Origin of the sequence: Pseudomonas hormoni, assembly GCF_018502625.1 — a bacterium.
In the GTDB taxonomy this organism is placed as follows: domain Bacteria; phylum Pseudomonadota; class Gammaproteobacteria; order Pseudomonadales; family Pseudomonadaceae; genus Aquipseudomonas; species Aquipseudomonas hormoni.
Genome location: NZ_CP075566.1, coordinates 2,817,820 through 2,832,267 on the forward strand (window position 1 = coordinate 2,817,820; position 14,448 = coordinate 2,832,267).

The window sequence follows — 14,448 nt, forward strand, 5'->3', positions numbered from 1 at the left end:
GCGGAGCCCTCTGTCGAAACGCAGACGCAGACACCCTAAATTATAGTGCGACCTGCGTCGGTGGTCGGGGTACTCAGCGTTTGACTGACAGATCCACCTGCGTCATGCGACTGCGAATCGTAAACACACCATCACCCGAGAGAATCGCGCTGCGGGCAAACAGGCGGCCGCTCTCCCAGTTCGAAAGCCCCAGTTCCGGTTTGTTCAGCGCGTATTGACCGTCGACCCAGCGGGTGATGCCGTTACCGACAAAAGGCGCGTTGACCGCGTTGTAGAAACGCTCATGGGCTTCGGCATTCTCACTGATCAACGACACGGTGAATTGAGGGCTGTAGCGGTTGAACAAGGCGATGGCGCTGCCCAGATCGTCAACGATTTTCAGGCTGACCTCCGGGGTTTCTTCCCATTCCCACTCGCGGCCCAATTGATCCTCGGGCAGCGGTTCGGCCAATGCTTCCGTTTGATAACCTTCGGCGCGGCAGACGTCGACCTTCGCTTTCCTCCAGTCGTAAGGCAGGAACGACTCGCTGCCCTCGACGATGTGCAACTTGCAACCCTCGTCCCGTGCGGAACCAGCCTGTTTCAAGGCGTGCAGAAACAGCGGCACCAGTTCGGCGGCGCGATCGCGGTGAATCAGGCAAACGTTCAGGGTGTTGCAGACTTTGCGGTCGAGAGAATTGCGCACGACAGCGGCAAAACGCTTGGCGTCGGCGTCCTTGTCGGCGATCAGCCAGGCGCCACCGGTGCCATGCAGGCTGACAGCGGTGCCGGCCTGCTGCGCGATGCTGCCCAATTGGCTGACGGCACGCCCCGATCCACGGGCCACCGCCAGCGACAGGCGCCGGTCCGCGAACATCGCCCAACCGGCGGCGTGATTGACGCTTTCCACCAGCGACACCGCGCCCACCGGCAACCCGGCGTCGCTCAATGCCGGGTTCAACGCGTGGTTAACGATGGCTTGCGCCGTGCCCAAGGCGTCGCTGCCAATGCGCAGCACGGCGGTGTTGCCGGTACGCAGCACACCAGCGGCATCGGCGAAGACATTAGGCCGGCCTTCGAAGACGAAGGCGACGATGCCCAGGGGCGAAACCACCTGCTCGACTTTCCAGCCGTCATGCTCGACGCAGCTGATCACTTTGCCGCGCGTGGCGGACGCATCGCGCCACGCCCTGAGGCCCGCGATCATGTCGCGGCGCATGCGCTCATCGGCCAGCAAGCGCGTGGTCGAGCGGCCACGTGACTTGGCCCACTCGATGTCGGCGAGGTTGGCAGCCTCGATCAAGTTCCAGCAGTCCTGATCTTCAAGGCGCTGGGCAAAGAAGTCGAAGAACTCACTGATTGCCTGATCCGAAACGGCGGACATCGCGGTAAAGGCCTCTTCGGCCCGCTCGATCGCTACCGCCGCCGCTTTCTGGTCCGCGACGGGAATCAGCAACAACTCGCCGCTGACCTGCTCCACCAGCAGGTGGTCCCCGGGCTGAAAGCGCAAGGCCAGTTCGGGGCTGACCACGGTGACGCGGTTACCAGCGAAAGGAATTGGGGTGCCAGCGACTAGACGTTCGAGCGCAAGAGACATGAAGCGGTTTCACCATGCAAGGGGCGGTCAGAAAATGTATAGGAAAATCCTCGGATCGTCATTAACCGGCAGGCATTCGGCTACGCCATCAACAACTATGACTTGCGGCTCAGCGCCGCGTATCAGAAGTTCTCCTATGGCGGGACGCCGGACCTGAGGATCCGGATGGCGCAGGCCTATTTGAGCTACCTAGGCTGGCATCCCGGCCCTGTCGACGGCATCGTCGGCAAACGGACCCGGAATGCGATGAATCTGTTTCAGGCGCACGAGCATCTGCAGATCACCACGGTGCTTGATGATCAAACACTTGCGCACCTGTGCAACCAGGTCGAGGCACTGCCGCTCTGACTCAACGGCCGATCGGGGATTGCAGCCGCACGTGCAGCAATCCCTTGACCGTGCGCATCACGGCCGCGTTCGCTTCTTCCATCTGCCCCACGTGCTTGAGCGCCTCTTCCAGTTCGCCCCGACCATGGGCGTCGAGCGCGGCCTGACCGCTGCTGTGAACCAGTCGATGCGGCACTTCCATCCGCCGAAAATCGGCATCGCGCTGTTGGTTCTGGTTCTGATCACCGTAGTACCACTGGCCGAACAGGCACTCGGTTTCGTCGGGCAGGGTCAGCGGTGAATGCGGCTTGGGGTTGAGCAGGCGGTCGTACACCGTGACTTTAAGCGTCAGTTCTTGCAGGTTGGCCAGTTCGACGTCAGACAGCAGGTGCGACTGGTCGATTTCGCGCTGCATCTGCTGCGCCTCACCGTACATGCCGGCCATGGCTTCCGCGGTTTTGTCGATCACCGCGCCGAAGGCGTTTGAGACCTGGCTCTGTTGCGAAATCGCCTGTTTGGCCTGGCTGATTTCCTGCTGGATGGCCGTGGTTTCCTTGACGATTTCCCGCGTGGCTTCGGCGGTCTTTTCCGCCAGCAGCCGCACTTCCCCGGCCACCACCGCGAATCCACGTCCGGTGTCCCCGGCGCGGGCGGCTTCGATGGCCGCGTTGAGTGCCAGCAGGTTGGTCTTGCGGGCGATGTCGCTGATCAGGTCAACGATGCGGTCGATCTCGCTGGCACGGCCCACCAGATGGGTGATCACGCCTTCCAGCGCGTCCAGCCCCGCCGCCATGACCCGCGATTGTTCCTGCAGGTGGCTGACCTGCTCACGGTTGTCGATGGCGGCGCGGGCGACGGTTTCCGCCCGTTGGTGATTGAGTTTGAGGCGCTGGTTGAGCATCGAGAACGATTCGCTGACCGGCGACAGCGAGTTGCCGCAGATCAGCAGGTGTTGCGCCAGGCCGCGGAAAAAATCGCGATCGCGCAACTCGGCTTTGCGGTCGGCCAGCAGTACTTCATCGGCGCCTGCCGTGACCGTCGGCTCGCTCGCCGCAAAGGGCAGTTCGACGTTGTACTCGGTGGTTTTGCGCCGCCACGTGAAATTCATCGCCATTCCCTTACGCCCCCGACGCACTGCGTCAAAGGCGCGGACAATACGAACGATCAGTGCCGGGTAAAAGATCCAATCCGACGAAAAAACTAAAGACCACGCCGACGGGGTCAGAACACCGACCAGCCAATCCGCTGGCTCAGTAGCTCCAGCGCGGCCATGCCCGCGAGTGAGTTACCGGCCGTGTTCAGTTCCGGCGACCAGACGCACACCGTGAACTGCCCCGGCACCACCGCGACGATCCCGCCGCCCACGCCGCTCTTGCCGGGCAGGCCGACGCGATAGGCGAAGTTGCCTGCTTCGTCGTAAAGGCCGCTGGTGGCCATGATCGAGTTGACTTGCTGGGTCTGGCGGGGGCTTAGGATCTGCTCGCCGCTGTGTTTGCAGAAACCGTCGTTGGCCAGGAAGCAGAACGCCCGGGCCAGGTCCGCGCAGCTCATGCGCAGGGCGCAATGACTGAAGTAGCTGCGCAATACCGCTTCGACATCGTTGTGAAAATTGCCGAAGGATTGCATCAGGTACGCCATGGCGGCGTTGCGCGCACGGTGCTGGTATTCGGACTCGGCGACCTTGCCGTCCACCATCACCTGCGGGTTGCCCGACAGGCGCCGGACAAAGTCGCGCATCGACAACGCCGGTGCGGCAAAACGCGACTGGTTGATGTCGCAGATCACCAGCGCGCCGGCGTTGATAAACGGATTGCGCGGGCGCCCGCGCTCGAACTCCAGTTGCACCAGCGAGTTGAACGGCTGGCCGGAAGGTTCGTGGCCCAGGCGCTGCCAGATGGCTTCGCCGGAATGGTCGATGGCCTGCACCAGGCTGAACACCTTGGAAATACTCTGCACCGAGAACGGCGTGTGGGCGTCGCCGGCGCAAAACAGTTCGCCGTCGTTGCCATACACGGCGATGCCAAGCTGATTGGCCGGCACCGTGCCAAGGGCAGGAATGTAATCAGCCACCTTGCCCTGACCGATCAGGGGACGAACTGCGTCAAGGATCTCGTTCAACAGCGCTTGCATGCCGGGTTCCGAAGTCTCGCCCCATGGGATTGCGGGGACACTGACGCTAGACGCTGGCGGTCAGCAGCGGATCACAGATTGCCTGAGCACAATCTCATTAACACCTCTACTCCCTGTGGGAGCGGGCTTGCCCGCGATAGCGGTGTGTCAGACGACATCAATACTGGATTTGCCGGCCTCATCGCGGGCAAGCCCGCTCCCACAGGGATCTGCGCTATCTGTGTATCAGTGTGTATACAGAGCCGCCCTTGACACACCCCGCCCATAAAACCCCGCACCCACGACACATCGCAGATACACCCGATTGATGAAATGTGCCTGTCGATTGGCTCAGCCGATCAAAGCGCTCAACTCACTCAATGCTACGGAGTATCACCATGTTCAAGCTCTCGACTTCTTCCCTGACCCTCGGCCTGATCATTGCTGGCGGCCTGGCCCTGTCCAACGTCGCGTCCGCTTCCGAGTCCGAAGCGTTCAGCATGAAACAACTGGCCCACGGCTACAGCCAGGCCCAGGCGGACACCGCTGAAAAACCGGCTGAAGGCAAATGCGGCGAAGGCAAGTGCGGCGCCAGCGAGTAACCCCTGCGCAGGGCCGTCGGGCCCCGCATCCCTGACTGAACGGAGACCACGTCCATGAACGCTGCAATCTCGTCGGCCGTGAAAGGCCTGCACCTGAACCTTGATCGTGCCGGAAGCTGGCTCGCCCCCCTGACCTTAAGGGTGTTCATCGCTTGGGAGTTTTTCGAATCCGGCCTTGAAAAGTGGAATGGCGAAAACTGGTTCGCCGACATCCAGGACCGCTTTCCGTTTCCCTTCGACCACGTGCCGGCCACACTGAACTGGGAGCTGTCGATGTGGGCCGAACTGATTTTTGCCCTCGCCATACTGGTCGGACTGGGCACGCGGATTTCCGCCATCGCGTTGATCGTGGTGACTGTCGTTGCGACCGCTGCCGTTCACTGGCCGGCCGATTGGTCTACATTGAGTGAGCTTGCCCAGGGTTATGCCATCACCAACAAAGGGCACGGCAACTTCAAGCTGCCGCTGATCTACCTCGCCGCCCTGATGCCGCTGTTGCTCTCGGGTGCCGGCAAGCTCAGCCTCGATACGTTGCTGGCTCGATTCTTCTGGCGTCGCAACAATCGCTGAAATGTTAATGTGGCAAGCTGCACCTCCCACCTCACTTGCGTAGACAGGAGCCACCATGAGCGTGACCACCCAATGGATCGAGATCGACAGCGCCGAAGGTAAATTCGGCGCTTACCTGGCCATTCCGCATACCCAGAAAGGCCCGGGTATCGTACTGATCCAGGAGATCTTCGGCGTCAACGAACACATCCGTTCCGTCGCCGAGCAATACGCCGCCGACGGCTACCTGGTGATCGCGCCGGACCTGTTCTGGCGCAGCGGCCACCGTATCGAACTGACCTACGACGAAGCCGGCTGGAAGCGCGCGGTCGAGTTGATGAACGCCACCGACGTCGGCAAGGCGCAGAAGGACATCGAACTGGCCATCGACGCCCTGAAAGCCCAACCGGGCCTGGACGGCGGGATCGCGTCCATCGGCTACTGCTTTGGCGGCCTGCTCTCGTACCACACCGCCGCCAACGGGCTGGTGGACGTGGCCATCGCCTACTACGGCGGCGGCATCCAGAACCAACTGGACCGTGCCGATGAAATCGAAGTGCCGCTGCTGATGCATTTCGGTGAGCAGGACAGCCACATTCCGCTAGAAGCCGTCGAGAAAATCGCCGAGCGCTTCGACAACAACGATAACGTGGAAATCGTCGTATACCCGGAAGCCGAGCATGGCTTCAACTGCTCGCATCGCGACAGCTACAACCAGCGCGCCGCAGCCGAGGCCCATGGCAATACGTTGATCTTTTTGGGTATGGAACTGTAAGACCTGACCACTTTTCGTAGGAGCATGGCTTGCCGGCGAAGGCGATTTCAAAGATGCCTTCGCCGGCAAGCCGTGCTCCTACAGGATTAGCGTCAGTCCCCAATCCCTATCCATCCCCCGCTCCGTAGGAGCATGGCTTGCCAGCGAAGGCGACCTTTAAATCGCCATCGCCAGCAAGGAGTGATCACACCTCTTCAGCTTGAGCAGTGCCGGCCAGCGTCGGTTGAGCATTGCGTTCATGCACATGACGATGGGGCGTGCGGTCGATGTTAAGGCTGAGGATTTCCGGACGGCTGTAGTGACCGCGGCCATCCATCTGGCGCTTGCGAATTTCGATCTGGAACAAGTCGATATCCGCGATCACCTCGCCTTCACCTTCGGTCAGTGCGCCAACAACCTCTCCTTGCGGATCGATGATCGCGGTGTAGCAGCCGCCGGAGATCGGGCCGATCTCGCAACCGGTATCGGCCATGATCTGCGCCTGCTGTTCCGGGTACAACCAGGCCGTCGAGTTCACCACGAAGCACGCCGATTCCAGCGCGTGCATGCGAATGCTGACTTCCATCTGGCGGGTGAACAGCGGGCCGGCAAATGAACCCGGGTACATCGAGGCATGAATCTGCTCGCCGTCTTCGATCAAGGCATAACGCGCCAGCGGGTTGTAATGTTCCCAGCAGGCCAACTGGCCGATGCGGCCGACGGCGCTGTCGGTAGCGCGCAGACCGGAACCGTCGCCCATGCCCCAGATCATGCGTTCGTGATAGGTCGGCGAAATCTTGCGTCGTGCCTGAATCAGGGTGCCGTCCGCATCGAACAGCAACTGAGTGTTGTAGAGGGTGCTGCCATCGCGTTCGTTGACGCCGATGGACACCACCATATTGGCTTCTTTCGCGGCTTTGCCGATTGCATCGGTGGTCGCGGAAGGGACGACGACGGCCTGGTCCAGCAGTTTGTAGTGCTCGGCGCCCATTTTGAACGGAGCCTGCACAAAGGAGAAATACGGGTAGTACGGCACGATGGTTTCCGGGAAAACGGCGAACTGCACGCCCTTCTCACCGAGTTCACGGATCTTGTTGACGACCTTTTCTACAGTCCCTTCACGGCTGTAGAGCACAGGAGCGATCTGGACGGCGGCGGCTTTGACGATGGTCATGGCGGTGATCTCGTTGGGGAATGGGTTTCAACGAGGACCAGATTACGGCAATAATATTTTGTCTTGAATGTCGAATACGCAACCTTTTAGGACAAACCGTTTCTGTAAATCACTTGGATTTGCGACTGCTACGCAGTCGAGCGGGAGCAAGCTCCCTCGCCACAGTAAAGCGCTCGACCATAGATTCTCCGGCATCAACTCCGATTGGCGCGCTGGATGACTTGCGGCGGTTGGCCGAACGCGCGAATGAACGCTCTACGCATACGTTCCCGATCACCAAACCCGGTCTCTGTCGCCACCACATCGATGGCATGCCGGCCGGTTTCCATCATCAGACGCGCGGCCTCCACTCGCAGGTTCTCGATGGCCTTGGCCGGTGATTGACCCGTTTCGGCATGGAAGACGCGGCTGAACTGTCGCGGGCTGAGGTTGGCTGCGCTGGCCAGCGCCTCGACCGACAGCTCGGACTTCAGGTTCTGCTTGGCGTAGATCAGCGCGGACTGGATGCGGTCAGTCTTGGGCTCGAGTTCGAGCATCACCGAAAATTGCGACTGCCCGCCCGCGCGTCGGTGGTAAACCACCAATTGCCGGGCCACACGCCGCGCCACTTCGGCGCCCAGATCCTTTTCAACCAGCGCCAGCGCGAGATCGACGCACGCACTCATGCCCGCCGCAGTCCAGACGTTACCGTCGTTGATGAAGATCCGGTCTTCTTCCACCCTCACTTTCGGGTACGCCCGCTGCAATGCCGGCGCATGACACCAGTGCGTGGTCGCCCGTCGGCCATCGAGCAGACCGGCTTCAGCCAGCGCGATGGCGCCAGTGCAAATGGAACCCAGGCGTCGGGTGGTCCGACTGGCACGGCGCAAAAATTCCACCATGCCGGGCGAGATGGGCCGGATCAGGTTGTCACCCATCACCAGCAGCGTGTCGAATGTGCGATGGTCGAACGCCGCGGTCTCCACGCCGAAACCGGCGGAGGTCTGCACCGTTCCACCGTGCTCCGATAACAAAGTGAGGCTGTACACCGGTTCGTCGACGGCGCCATTGGCCATTTCGAACGCCGCACACATGGCCAGGCCCAGCACCTGAAAACCGGGGTAAACGATGAGACCGATGTGGTGCACGGGTGGCAGCCTCCATTGACCTTAAAGGTGGTATGACAGGTTTCCGGTCATTCGAGCTTGCACTGTACGCCAGTCACCTCCACCCGGTCTGAAAATACCTCGCGACACCTCCACGAGCCGACGAAACGCCAGTGAGATCAATACTCGGCGAGCTGTGGCAACCCATCCGTGATCTCGAACCACGGCGCCTTGCTCGCGACAAACACATGACGCGTTGCCGCCGCGCCGGGGTTGCTGTCCAGCGTACCCAGCGGAAACCCCAATACCTGCGGATTGGCATCGAACTTCGTGTAGAGACTCGATCCACAGACCGAGCAAAAGCCTTTTCTCTCACCGGGCGACGACTCGTAAAACGTCAGCAGCTCTGCCCCGCTCAACGTCACCCAATCCTTCGTCAGCACCTTGGCACGGGTGCGGAAAGCCGAGGCGTGGAGTTTGCGGCACATAGAGCAGTGGCAGTTAAGGATATCGGTCAGTTCACCGTGGATCTCATAGGTGATCTGACCGCAGAGGCAGCTTCCTTTGTGGGGCATCGGGTTTCTCCCTGAGTGCACAGGAGGGGGTCCTGAGCTTGGCAAGGAGTGTGCGGCTGGCTGGAAGTGAAGCGCACTGGCTCACGAGACAATCAGTGGTAGGTTTCGGCCAAAGTCGAGTGGGCGGTCGCTAGTGCCTGGTCATCAACCCGTGCAGCACGCCGAACCGCAAGCCGGGCTCGGACGGTGTCATGTGCGAAACGCCGAAGACCTTGAACGCCGCCAGCATCAGTACCAGTCCGCCCGGCAGGATGCTCAGGCGATGGTTTTGCAGACCGGCCAGCCTGAGTTGTTTGACGTGCCCCACTTCCAGCAGGCGCAACGACAGGCGCAGCAGGCCGCTGTAGGTGATACCGCTCTGGCCATCGTCGTTCAAACCGTTGGCCTTGAGGACTTTGGCCAGCATGCGTGCGGTTCCTGAAGAGCCGATGACTTGCTGCCAGCCCAGCGTGCGATAACGGCGCGCCACGCGTTCGAACTGCAGTGTGGCGACACGCTCGGCCTCCAGCAGCGCCGGAGCGGTGATGCGGCCGCCTTGAAAGTAGCGCGCGCCAAAGGTGCCGCTGCCGATGGCGATGCTCTCGGTCAACAGCGGTTGAGCGCCCTGCCCCAGAATCAATTCCGTGGAGCCGCCGCCGATGTCGATGACCAGTCGCTTGCGCTCGGTGCCGGGAACCGTATGGGCCACGCCCGCGTACACCAATCGGGCTTCTTCATGCCCGGAAATCACGTCAATGCGGAATCCCAGGTGCCGTTCCGCGCTGGCCAGAAACAGCTGGGCATTGTCAGCTTCGCGCACCGCACTGGTGGCCACCGCCCGCACACGACCGGGCTCGAAGCCGCGCAGTTTTTTGCCAAATCGCGCGAGTGCCTGCCATCCGCGATCCAGCGCCATTTCGTCCAGCGCGCCGCCCTGAAACCCCTCCGCCAGTCGAACCGGCTCACGCAGGGTCTTCACTTCCTGGATCACCAGTTGCTGGTTTCGTTTGACCGACTGGCCGATCATCATGCGAAACGCGTTGGAGCCCAGGTCAATGGCCGCAAACAGGGAGGCGTCTCCTTTCATTGGGGTATTCCTTGCAAAATTCATCTGTCAGCCAACACAGGTCCGCTGAACGCTCAAGACGGTTTGCAGGAATTTTTACATGGGTTCGATGACACCCCGATGACAACCCTCTATCGAGCGTCCCCCCCTTTGGGCTTATAAAAGAGAAACATGCTGGTCTCGGTGGTCTTGATGTACTTCCGGGCCCAATCGGGTTTCACATTGCGGTCGTGAAAATACATGGCGCCGTTGGTTCGATCGTTGAGCTGCTTGTTGAGCGCCTTGCGCGCGATCTCCTTGGCGATCGCGTATTGGGTTTCTTCCTGGACCTGATCGGAACGCCCGTCACACCACCAGGAAAACTGGCAGTTCTTCGTTTCAGAACCCTGTTTGACCACCGCGCACACCGTGTCCGGAAAACCCTCATGACCCAGGCGATTCATGACCACGCTGGCGACGGCTTCCATGTCGGCGGTCGATTTGCCTTTGGCTTCCCAGTAGATCGAGCGCGCCAGGCAGGTGATTGCATCGTCCAGCGGTGATGCACCGGCCGGATCGACGGCCTGCACTTCGGAGGTGGTAATCGCTTCGGACTTGGGCACCGGCAGATCGGCACCCTTCTCCGCCGCTTTCTGTTCCAGCACTTCGGCCTTGTCTTCGGCCACTTCCTTTTTTTGTTCCTGTTCAGTCGCCAATGCCTGGCCGCCGAGTAGCGTGATTGCACAGCAGATTGCTATCCAGATTAATCGCATGATCGACCCTTCTGAGTGGACTGGATTCAAGCAACAAAATGTCGACGCACAGCACGTCTTTCGGGCGCCATGGCTTGATTGTAGTTGCCAGATTTCATTCCGACAGACGGCCAACAACCTGTATTTCGGCGCGAAAAGGCATTGCGCTCACGGGGGTGTCATCGCGCATCATGGGCGCAGTCAGATCAAGGGAGATTTCCATGCGTGTCCTGTCATCCGTTTTGCGTCTTGCCACGTTGTCATTGGGCTTGCTGTTCGCCGCGAAGGCGCTGGCGGCTGACGAGAAACAACTGATCGATTCGATCAACGATTACCGCAGCCAGGTGCAGCGTTGCGGGGGTGAGGTATCGGCGGAACTGCCGCCGCTGGCGGGTGATCCGCGGCTGGCGTTGTCCGCCACCAGCGTCGTCAATCTGCAACAGGCCATGGTCGCCGCGAATTATCCGATGAAGAATGTGCAGGCGATCAGCCTGTCCGGGCCACGTGATGCGGCGTCGGCGATGAAAGCGATCCAGGAGAGCTTTTGCCAGATCGTGCTGGACCCGCAATTCGTCGACGTGGGTGTGAGCCGCCAGGACCGTGAATGGCGCATTGTGCTGGCCCGTCCATTGTTGAGCGCACGGCTAGGCGACTGGCAGGCCGAAGGCCAGAAATTGCTGGCCGAACTGAATGTCGCACGCGGTCGGCCGCGCCAGTGCGGCACGCAATCCTTCGCCGCCGCCACGCCGCTGACCTGGAACGCCATATTGGCGACGGCGGCCGAGACCCATTCGCGGTCGATGGCCAACAACAACTATTTCGACCACAAGGACCGCGATGGCCGCACGCCGGGTGACCGCGCAGAACTGGCGGGTTACAGCGGTCAGCTGATCGGCGAGAACATCGCTGCCGGGCAAGACACTGTGCGCAAGGTGGTCGATGGCTGGGTCGCCAGCCCCGGTCACTGCGCCAACCTGATGAACCCTCAGTACCAGGAGTTGGGCGCGGCGTATGCGGTGGACCCGAAGAGTGATTCGGGGATTTACTGGACGGCGATGTTTGGTACGCCGTAAAACGCGCGGACACTCGCGAAGCTACCCGGACTCTGCTGAGGGCGTCCGGATTGGCTATTGGCAAACCCCGTCATAGACTCTATCGATCACTTGGTCATACATAGTGATTGGACACCCCGCCGGGTTGCTTTTAGCCTGCGCGCCTTCAAACCGTGAACAGCGCCCCGCTTCTACGCAGGCGCCTGTGCAGGCAAAACACAATGATCGTCCGACCCAAGCCCAATCTGATCAACATCCTCACGTCGCTCAAGGGCTCGATCGCCAAGAAGATTGCGTTGCGCTGTCTGATGGTGACGCTGCTGGCCGCCGTCATCGTGCTCGTTGAAACCCTGCAACCCAACTACTTTGCCAAGGTGAACGCGACGCCCTTCACCCTGCTCGGTCTGTCGCTGTCGATTTTCATGAGTTTTCGCAACAACGCCTGCTATGACCGCTGGTACGAAGCACGCAAAGCCTGGGGGGAAATGATGGTCGCGATCCGCTCGATGATTCGCGAAACCCAGATCATCAAGGACGCGAGCGAGCGGCAGAAAATCCTGCACAACCTCTGCGGATTCGCCCATTCGCTGAACGCAAAACTGCACGCAAAAAGTGAACTGGAGGCTGCCTGCGACTGGCTTGAGCCGATGCCGGAGGGCAACGTGCCTGACATCAGCGGGCGTATTTTGAACCATGTCGGCCAGCAATGTTCAGCACTCGGCGAGTCCGGGGCGATCAGTGAGTGGCGCTATACGGTCATGGCCAACCACCTGACGAACCTGAACCGGTCGCAGGCGGTCTGCGAACGAATCAAACAGACGCCACTGCCCTTCGCCTACACCCTGTTGCTGCACAGAACCACCTACCTCTTTTGCATCTTGCTGCCCTTCGCCATGGCCGAATCGCTGGGTTGGCTGACACCGGTTTTCACCGCCATCGTCAGCTATACGTTCTTCGGGCTGGATGCGATTGGCGATGAGCTGGAGGATCCGTTCGGTCGCGACGAAAACGACCTGCCAACCCATGCGATGGTGCGCAACATCGAGCGCGAAGTCCTCGCGGCGCTGGGTGCGACACAACTTCCCCCGGCCCTTGAGCCCGTAGACTATGTGTTGAGCTGACGGCCAATCGCCGAGGAACCCCTGGCAAGTTCAGCCCTGCGCCTGAACCACCTCGATCCCCAGTTTTCGATAATCCCCGACATCGCCCGACGCCACATGACGCTCAGTGATCAGCGTATGAATGCGGGTGCACGGCGCGACCACGAACGGCTCCACTGCGCCCAGTTTGTCCGCTGTAGTGACGGCGATCACTTGCGAAGCACTGTCAATCAACGCCTGTTTTACCGGCACCTCGTCGAAATGCAGCGAGCTGATGCCGACTTCCGGGTGTATCGCGCAGACCCCGGTGAACAGCACGTCGGCCTTGATGCCCTGCAGCAAGCGCACCGTCTCGTGACCGCTGACCGACATCGTCGCCAGGTTGAGTTGCCCGCCGGCCAGAATCACTTTGATGCCTTTGTATTCGGCGAGGGTAATCGCAGTCATCGGCGAGGTCGTGATCGCGGTGATGGAAATGTCCGGCGGCAACGAGCGCGCGATCTGCAGCGTGGTGGTGCCGGAATCGAACATCACGATCTGGCCATTCTCCACCCGGCCTGCGGCGAGCTGCGCCAAGCGGGTTTTCACCTCATCGGTTTCGCTGACCCGGGTGAAGTAATCCTTGCCCGTGTCTTTGGGCCGAGGCAGCGCCCCGCCGTGTACGCGCTGCACCAGACCGGCCGTGGCCAGCTCCGACAGATCGCGGCGGATAGTATCTTCGGAGACTGCGAAATGTTGACTCAACTCGGAGGCCATGACCTTGCCGTCGCGTTCGAGGATCAGGAGGATTTTTTGCCGGCGCAGTTGAGGAAGCTGGGCCGCCGAGTGATCGTGCATGTTTTCGCCTGAATGTGCGGGTTTGTGCGAGATTAGCCAAACCCAGGCGTAAACACAATCGGCGCGGCGATGGGCACCGTCAGTTGCTCGCGACTTGAGCCACAGTGCCCGAAGTCACCAGCGTTTTCAGCGAGGCGTCGAACTGTTTCAACGCGTTCACTTGCAGCTCGGTTTGCTGGTCGATCTGCGCGGCGATTTCTGGCGCGGCCTTGCCATGCACCCACACCGAAGGCATTTGTTGTGCGCGGGCGCCTTCGGCCTTGCCGATGTATTGCAGGTTCGAGTCATAGAATTTCGCCATGAACCGCGCTTCGACCTGGTTGTTGCGCTTCGACACCAGCCGGCTGTAAGTGTCCAGCATCACAACCACGTCCGGGTGCGCTTGCACCAGTGCGTCGAGGTTGTCGTAGACGGTCACCGAGGCAAATTGTTTTTGCAACGAACCCATCAGCCAGTTGATTGCCCGTTTCGGATCGGAGCTGTTGACGAAGGCACTGCTGATGCGCGAATCCAGCGCCGGGTTCTTCGCGCCGTTCAGCGCAACCGAGTGGTATTGCTCAAGGTATTCGAGGGTGCTGACGGTGTTTTCGCTGTAGAGCACGCCCACCGATTGGGCAGGCTTCAGGCTGGCTGCGCTGTCGGCGACCGGCAAGAAGTGGCAGGTCTGTTCAGCGGCGTAAGCCGGTACGGTGGCGGCAGCGCTGCCGGTCAATACAGCGACAAGGGCCAGCAAGGTAGAAATTCTCATCGCGCAGGTTCCTTCGGAGGCGAATTCGGTATGTGGCTATCCTCCTCCGTTGCCGGAAAAACAGAACTTGCGTTTATTGATGGTGGCTATTGATTAAACGAATGGTTGCTAGTGCCCCTCATGATGCGTCACGACGCGGAAGTCGAAAAAGTCTATCTCTACGCCGGCCCGTCGACCGACGAAA

At 60.6% G+C, this 14,448-nt stretch carries 16 protein-coding genes and 1 pseudogene; 6 read left to right on the forward strand and 11 right to left on the reverse strand.

What is annotated here, in order from left to right:
- Positions 1 to 73 precede the first annotated feature (73 nt).
- On the reverse strand, positions 74 to 1,576 hold the full coding sequence (locus KJF94_RS13065; protein ID WP_214383998.1) for an aldehyde dehydrogenase family protein: 1,503 nt from the start codon (positions 1,574 to 1,576) through the stop codon (positions 74 to 76).
- Between the two features lie 165 nt (positions 1,577 to 1,741).
- Here KJF94_RS13065 and KJF94_RS13070 point away from each other — a divergent pair, with 165 nt between their 5' ends.
- Positions 1,742 to 1,924 (forward strand): peptidoglycan-binding domain-containing protein, encoded by a 183-nt coding sequence (locus tag KJF94_RS13070; RefSeq protein WP_250548276.1) that lies wholly within the window; start codon positions 1,742 to 1,744, stop codon positions 1,922 to 1,924.
- Between the two features lies 1 nt (position 1,925).
- Here the strand turns inward: KJF94_RS13070 and KJF94_RS30545 are convergent, their stop codons facing one another.
- From KJF94_RS30545 to glsB, 3 genes and pseudogenes are all read right to left on the reverse strand, one after another.
- Positions 1,926 to 2,348, reverse strand: a complete 423-nt coding sequence (locus KJF94_RS30545) for a CZB domain-containing protein (protein ID WP_431768157.1) — start codon at positions 2,346 to 2,348, stop codon at positions 1,926 to 1,928.
- 3 nt (positions 2,349 to 2,351) lie between these two features.
- A pseudogene (locus KJF94_RS30550) lies at positions 2,352 to 3,017 on the reverse strand (methyl-accepting chemotaxis protein); the annotation flags it as partial.
- Between the two features lie 107 nt (positions 3,018 to 3,124).
- Positions 3,125 to 4,033: a glutaminase B gene (gene glsB / locus KJF94_RS13080; protein ID WP_214384002.1), complete on the reverse strand. Its 909-nt coding sequence runs from the start codon at positions 4,031 to 4,033 to the stop codon at positions 3,125 to 3,127.
- A 377-nt stretch (positions 4,034 to 4,410) separates the two neighbouring features.
- Between glsB and KJF94_RS13085 the strand changes: the two genes are divergently transcribed.
- The 3 genes from KJF94_RS13085 to KJF94_RS13095 are packed head-to-tail and all read left to right on the forward strand — an operon-like array spanning position 4,411 to position 5,938.
- A complete protein-coding gene (locus tag KJF94_RS13085; protein WP_214384004.1) occupies positions 4,411 to 4,614 on the forward strand; it encodes an HvfA family oxazolone/thioamide-modified RiPP metallophore in 204 nt (67 codons plus the stop codon).
- A gap of 54 nt (positions 4,615 to 4,668) precedes the next feature.
- Positions 4,669 to 5,184 carry an HvfX family Cu-binding RiPP maturation protein gene (locus tag KJF94_RS13090; RefSeq protein WP_214384006.1) on the forward strand — a complete coding sequence of 172 codons (516 nt, stop codon included), beginning with the start codon at positions 4,669 to 4,671 and terminating at the stop codon, positions 5,182 to 5,184.
- 55 nt (positions 5,185 to 5,239) lie between these two features.
- Entirely contained in the window at positions 5,240 to 5,938 is a 699-nt protein-coding gene (locus KJF94_RS13095; RefSeq protein WP_214384008.1) for a dienelactone hydrolase family protein, read from the forward strand.
- A 184-nt stretch (positions 5,939 to 6,122) separates the two neighbouring features.
- Here KJF94_RS13095 and KJF94_RS13100 read toward each other — a convergent pair whose 3' ends face one another.
- From KJF94_RS13100 to KJF94_RS13120, 5 genes are all read right to left on the reverse strand, one after another.
- Positions 6,123 to 7,091, reverse strand: coding sequence for a nitrilase-related carbon-nitrogen hydrolase (locus KJF94_RS13100; protein WP_214384010.1), 969 nt, complete (start codon positions 7,089 to 7,091; stop codon positions 6,123 to 6,125).
- Positions 7,092 to 7,285: 194 nt separating this feature from the next.
- Positions 7,286 to 8,218, reverse strand: a complete 933-nt coding sequence (locus tag KJF94_RS13105; protein ID WP_214384012.1) for a GlxA family transcriptional regulator — start codon at positions 8,216 to 8,218, stop codon at positions 7,286 to 7,288.
- Positions 8,219 to 8,355: 137 nt separating this feature from the next.
- Positions 8,356 to 8,751: a GFA family protein gene (locus KJF94_RS13110; RefSeq protein WP_214384014.1), complete on the reverse strand. Its 396-nt coding sequence runs from the start codon at positions 8,749 to 8,751 to the stop codon at positions 8,356 to 8,358.
- Positions 8,752 to 8,881: 130 nt separating this feature from the next.
- Entirely contained in the window at positions 8,882 to 9,817 is a 936-nt protein-coding gene (locus KJF94_RS13115; protein WP_214384016.1) for a Ppx/GppA phosphatase family protein, read from the reverse strand.
- Between the two features lie 110 nt (positions 9,818 to 9,927).
- A complete protein-coding gene (locus KJF94_RS13120) occupies positions 9,928 to 10,548 on the reverse strand; it encodes a cell wall hydrolase (protein ID WP_214384018.1) in 621 nt (206 codons plus the stop codon).
- 200 nt (positions 10,549 to 10,748) lie between these two features.
- Here KJF94_RS13120 and KJF94_RS13125 point away from each other — a divergent pair, with 200 nt between their 5' ends.
- Both KJF94_RS13125 and KJF94_RS13130 read left to right on the forward strand, forming a co-directional pair.
- A complete protein-coding gene (locus KJF94_RS13125; protein WP_214384020.1) occupies positions 10,749 to 11,600 on the forward strand; it encodes a CAP domain-containing protein in 852 nt (283 codons plus the stop codon).
- A 200-nt stretch (positions 11,601 to 11,800) separates the two neighbouring features.
- Entirely contained in the window at positions 11,801 to 12,700 is a 900-nt protein-coding gene (locus KJF94_RS13130) for a bestrophin family protein (protein WP_214384022.1), read from the forward strand.
- 30 nt (positions 12,701 to 12,730) lie between these two features.
- Here the strand turns inward: KJF94_RS13130 and KJF94_RS13135 are convergent, their stop codons facing one another.
- Together KJF94_RS13135 and KJF94_RS13140 are read right to left on the reverse strand one after the other, a co-directional pair.
- Positions 12,731 to 13,516, reverse strand: coding sequence for a DeoR/GlpR family DNA-binding transcription regulator (locus tag KJF94_RS13135; RefSeq protein WP_214384024.1), 786 nt, complete (start codon positions 13,514 to 13,516; stop codon positions 12,731 to 12,733).
- Between the two features lie 79 nt (positions 13,517 to 13,595).
- Positions 13,596 to 14,264, reverse strand: a complete 669-nt coding sequence (locus tag KJF94_RS13140; RefSeq protein WP_214384026.1) for an ATPase — start codon at positions 14,262 to 14,264, stop codon at positions 13,596 to 13,598.
- Between the last annotated feature and the right edge of the window lie 184 nt (positions 14,265 to 14,448).

What these genes read in the sequence shown, in the direction of transcription:
- KJF94_RS13065 (WP_214383998.1), bottom strand. Translation starts at nt 1,576, where the DNA reads ATGTCTCTTGCGCTCGAACGTCTAGTCGCTGGCACCCCAATTCCTTTC.
- KJF94_RS13070 (WP_250548276.1), top strand. Translation starts at nt 1,742, where the DNA reads ATGGCGCAGGCCTATTTGAGCTACCTAGGCTGGCATCCCGGCCCTGTC.
- KJF94_RS30545 (WP_431768157.1), bottom strand. Translation starts at nt 2,348, where the DNA reads ATGGCCGGCATGTACGGTGAGGCGCAGCAGATGCAGCGCGAAATCGAC.
- glsB (WP_214384002.1), bottom strand. Translation starts at nt 4,033, where the DNA reads ATGCAAGCGCTGTTGAACGAGATCCTTGACGCAGTTCGTCCCCTGATC.
- KJF94_RS13085 (WP_214384004.1), top strand. Translation starts at nt 4,411, where the DNA reads ATGTTCAAGCTCTCGACTTCTTCCCTGACCCTCGGCCTGATCATTGCT.
- KJF94_RS13090 (WP_214384006.1), top strand. Translation starts at nt 4,669, where the DNA reads ATGAACGCTGCAATCTCGTCGGCCGTGAAAGGCCTGCACCTGAACCTT.
- KJF94_RS13095 (WP_214384008.1), top strand. Translation starts at nt 5,240, where the DNA reads ATGAGCGTGACCACCCAATGGATCGAGATCGACAGCGCCGAAGGTAAA.
- KJF94_RS13100 (WP_214384010.1), bottom strand. Translation starts at nt 7,091, where the DNA reads ATGACCATCGTCAAAGCCGCCGCCGTCCAGATCGCTCCTGTGCTCTAC.
- KJF94_RS13110 (WP_214384014.1), bottom strand. Translation starts at nt 8,751, where the DNA reads ATGCCCCACAAAGGAAGCTGCCTCTGCGGTCAGATCACCTATGAGATC.
- KJF94_RS13115 (WP_214384016.1), bottom strand. Translation starts at nt 9,817, where the DNA reads ATGAAAGGAGACGCCTCCCTGTTTGCGGCCATTGACCTGGGCTCCAAC.
- KJF94_RS13120 (WP_214384018.1), bottom strand. Translation starts at nt 10,548, where the DNA reads ATGCGATTAATCTGGATAGCAATCTGCTGTGCAATCACGCTACTCGGC.
- KJF94_RS13125 (WP_214384020.1), top strand. Translation starts at nt 10,749, where the DNA reads ATGCGTGTCCTGTCATCCGTTTTGCGTCTTGCCACGTTGTCATTGGGC.
- KJF94_RS13130 (WP_214384022.1), top strand. Translation starts at nt 11,801, where the DNA reads ATGATCGTCCGACCCAAGCCCAATCTGATCAACATCCTCACGTCGCTC.
- KJF94_RS13135 (WP_214384024.1), bottom strand. Translation starts at nt 13,516, where the DNA reads ATGCACGATCACTCGGCGGCCCAGCTTCCTCAACTGCGCCGGCAAAAA.
- KJF94_RS13140 (WP_214384026.1), bottom strand. Translation starts at nt 14,264, where the DNA reads ATGAGAATTTCTACCTTGCTGGCCCTTGTCGCTGTATTGACCGGCAGC.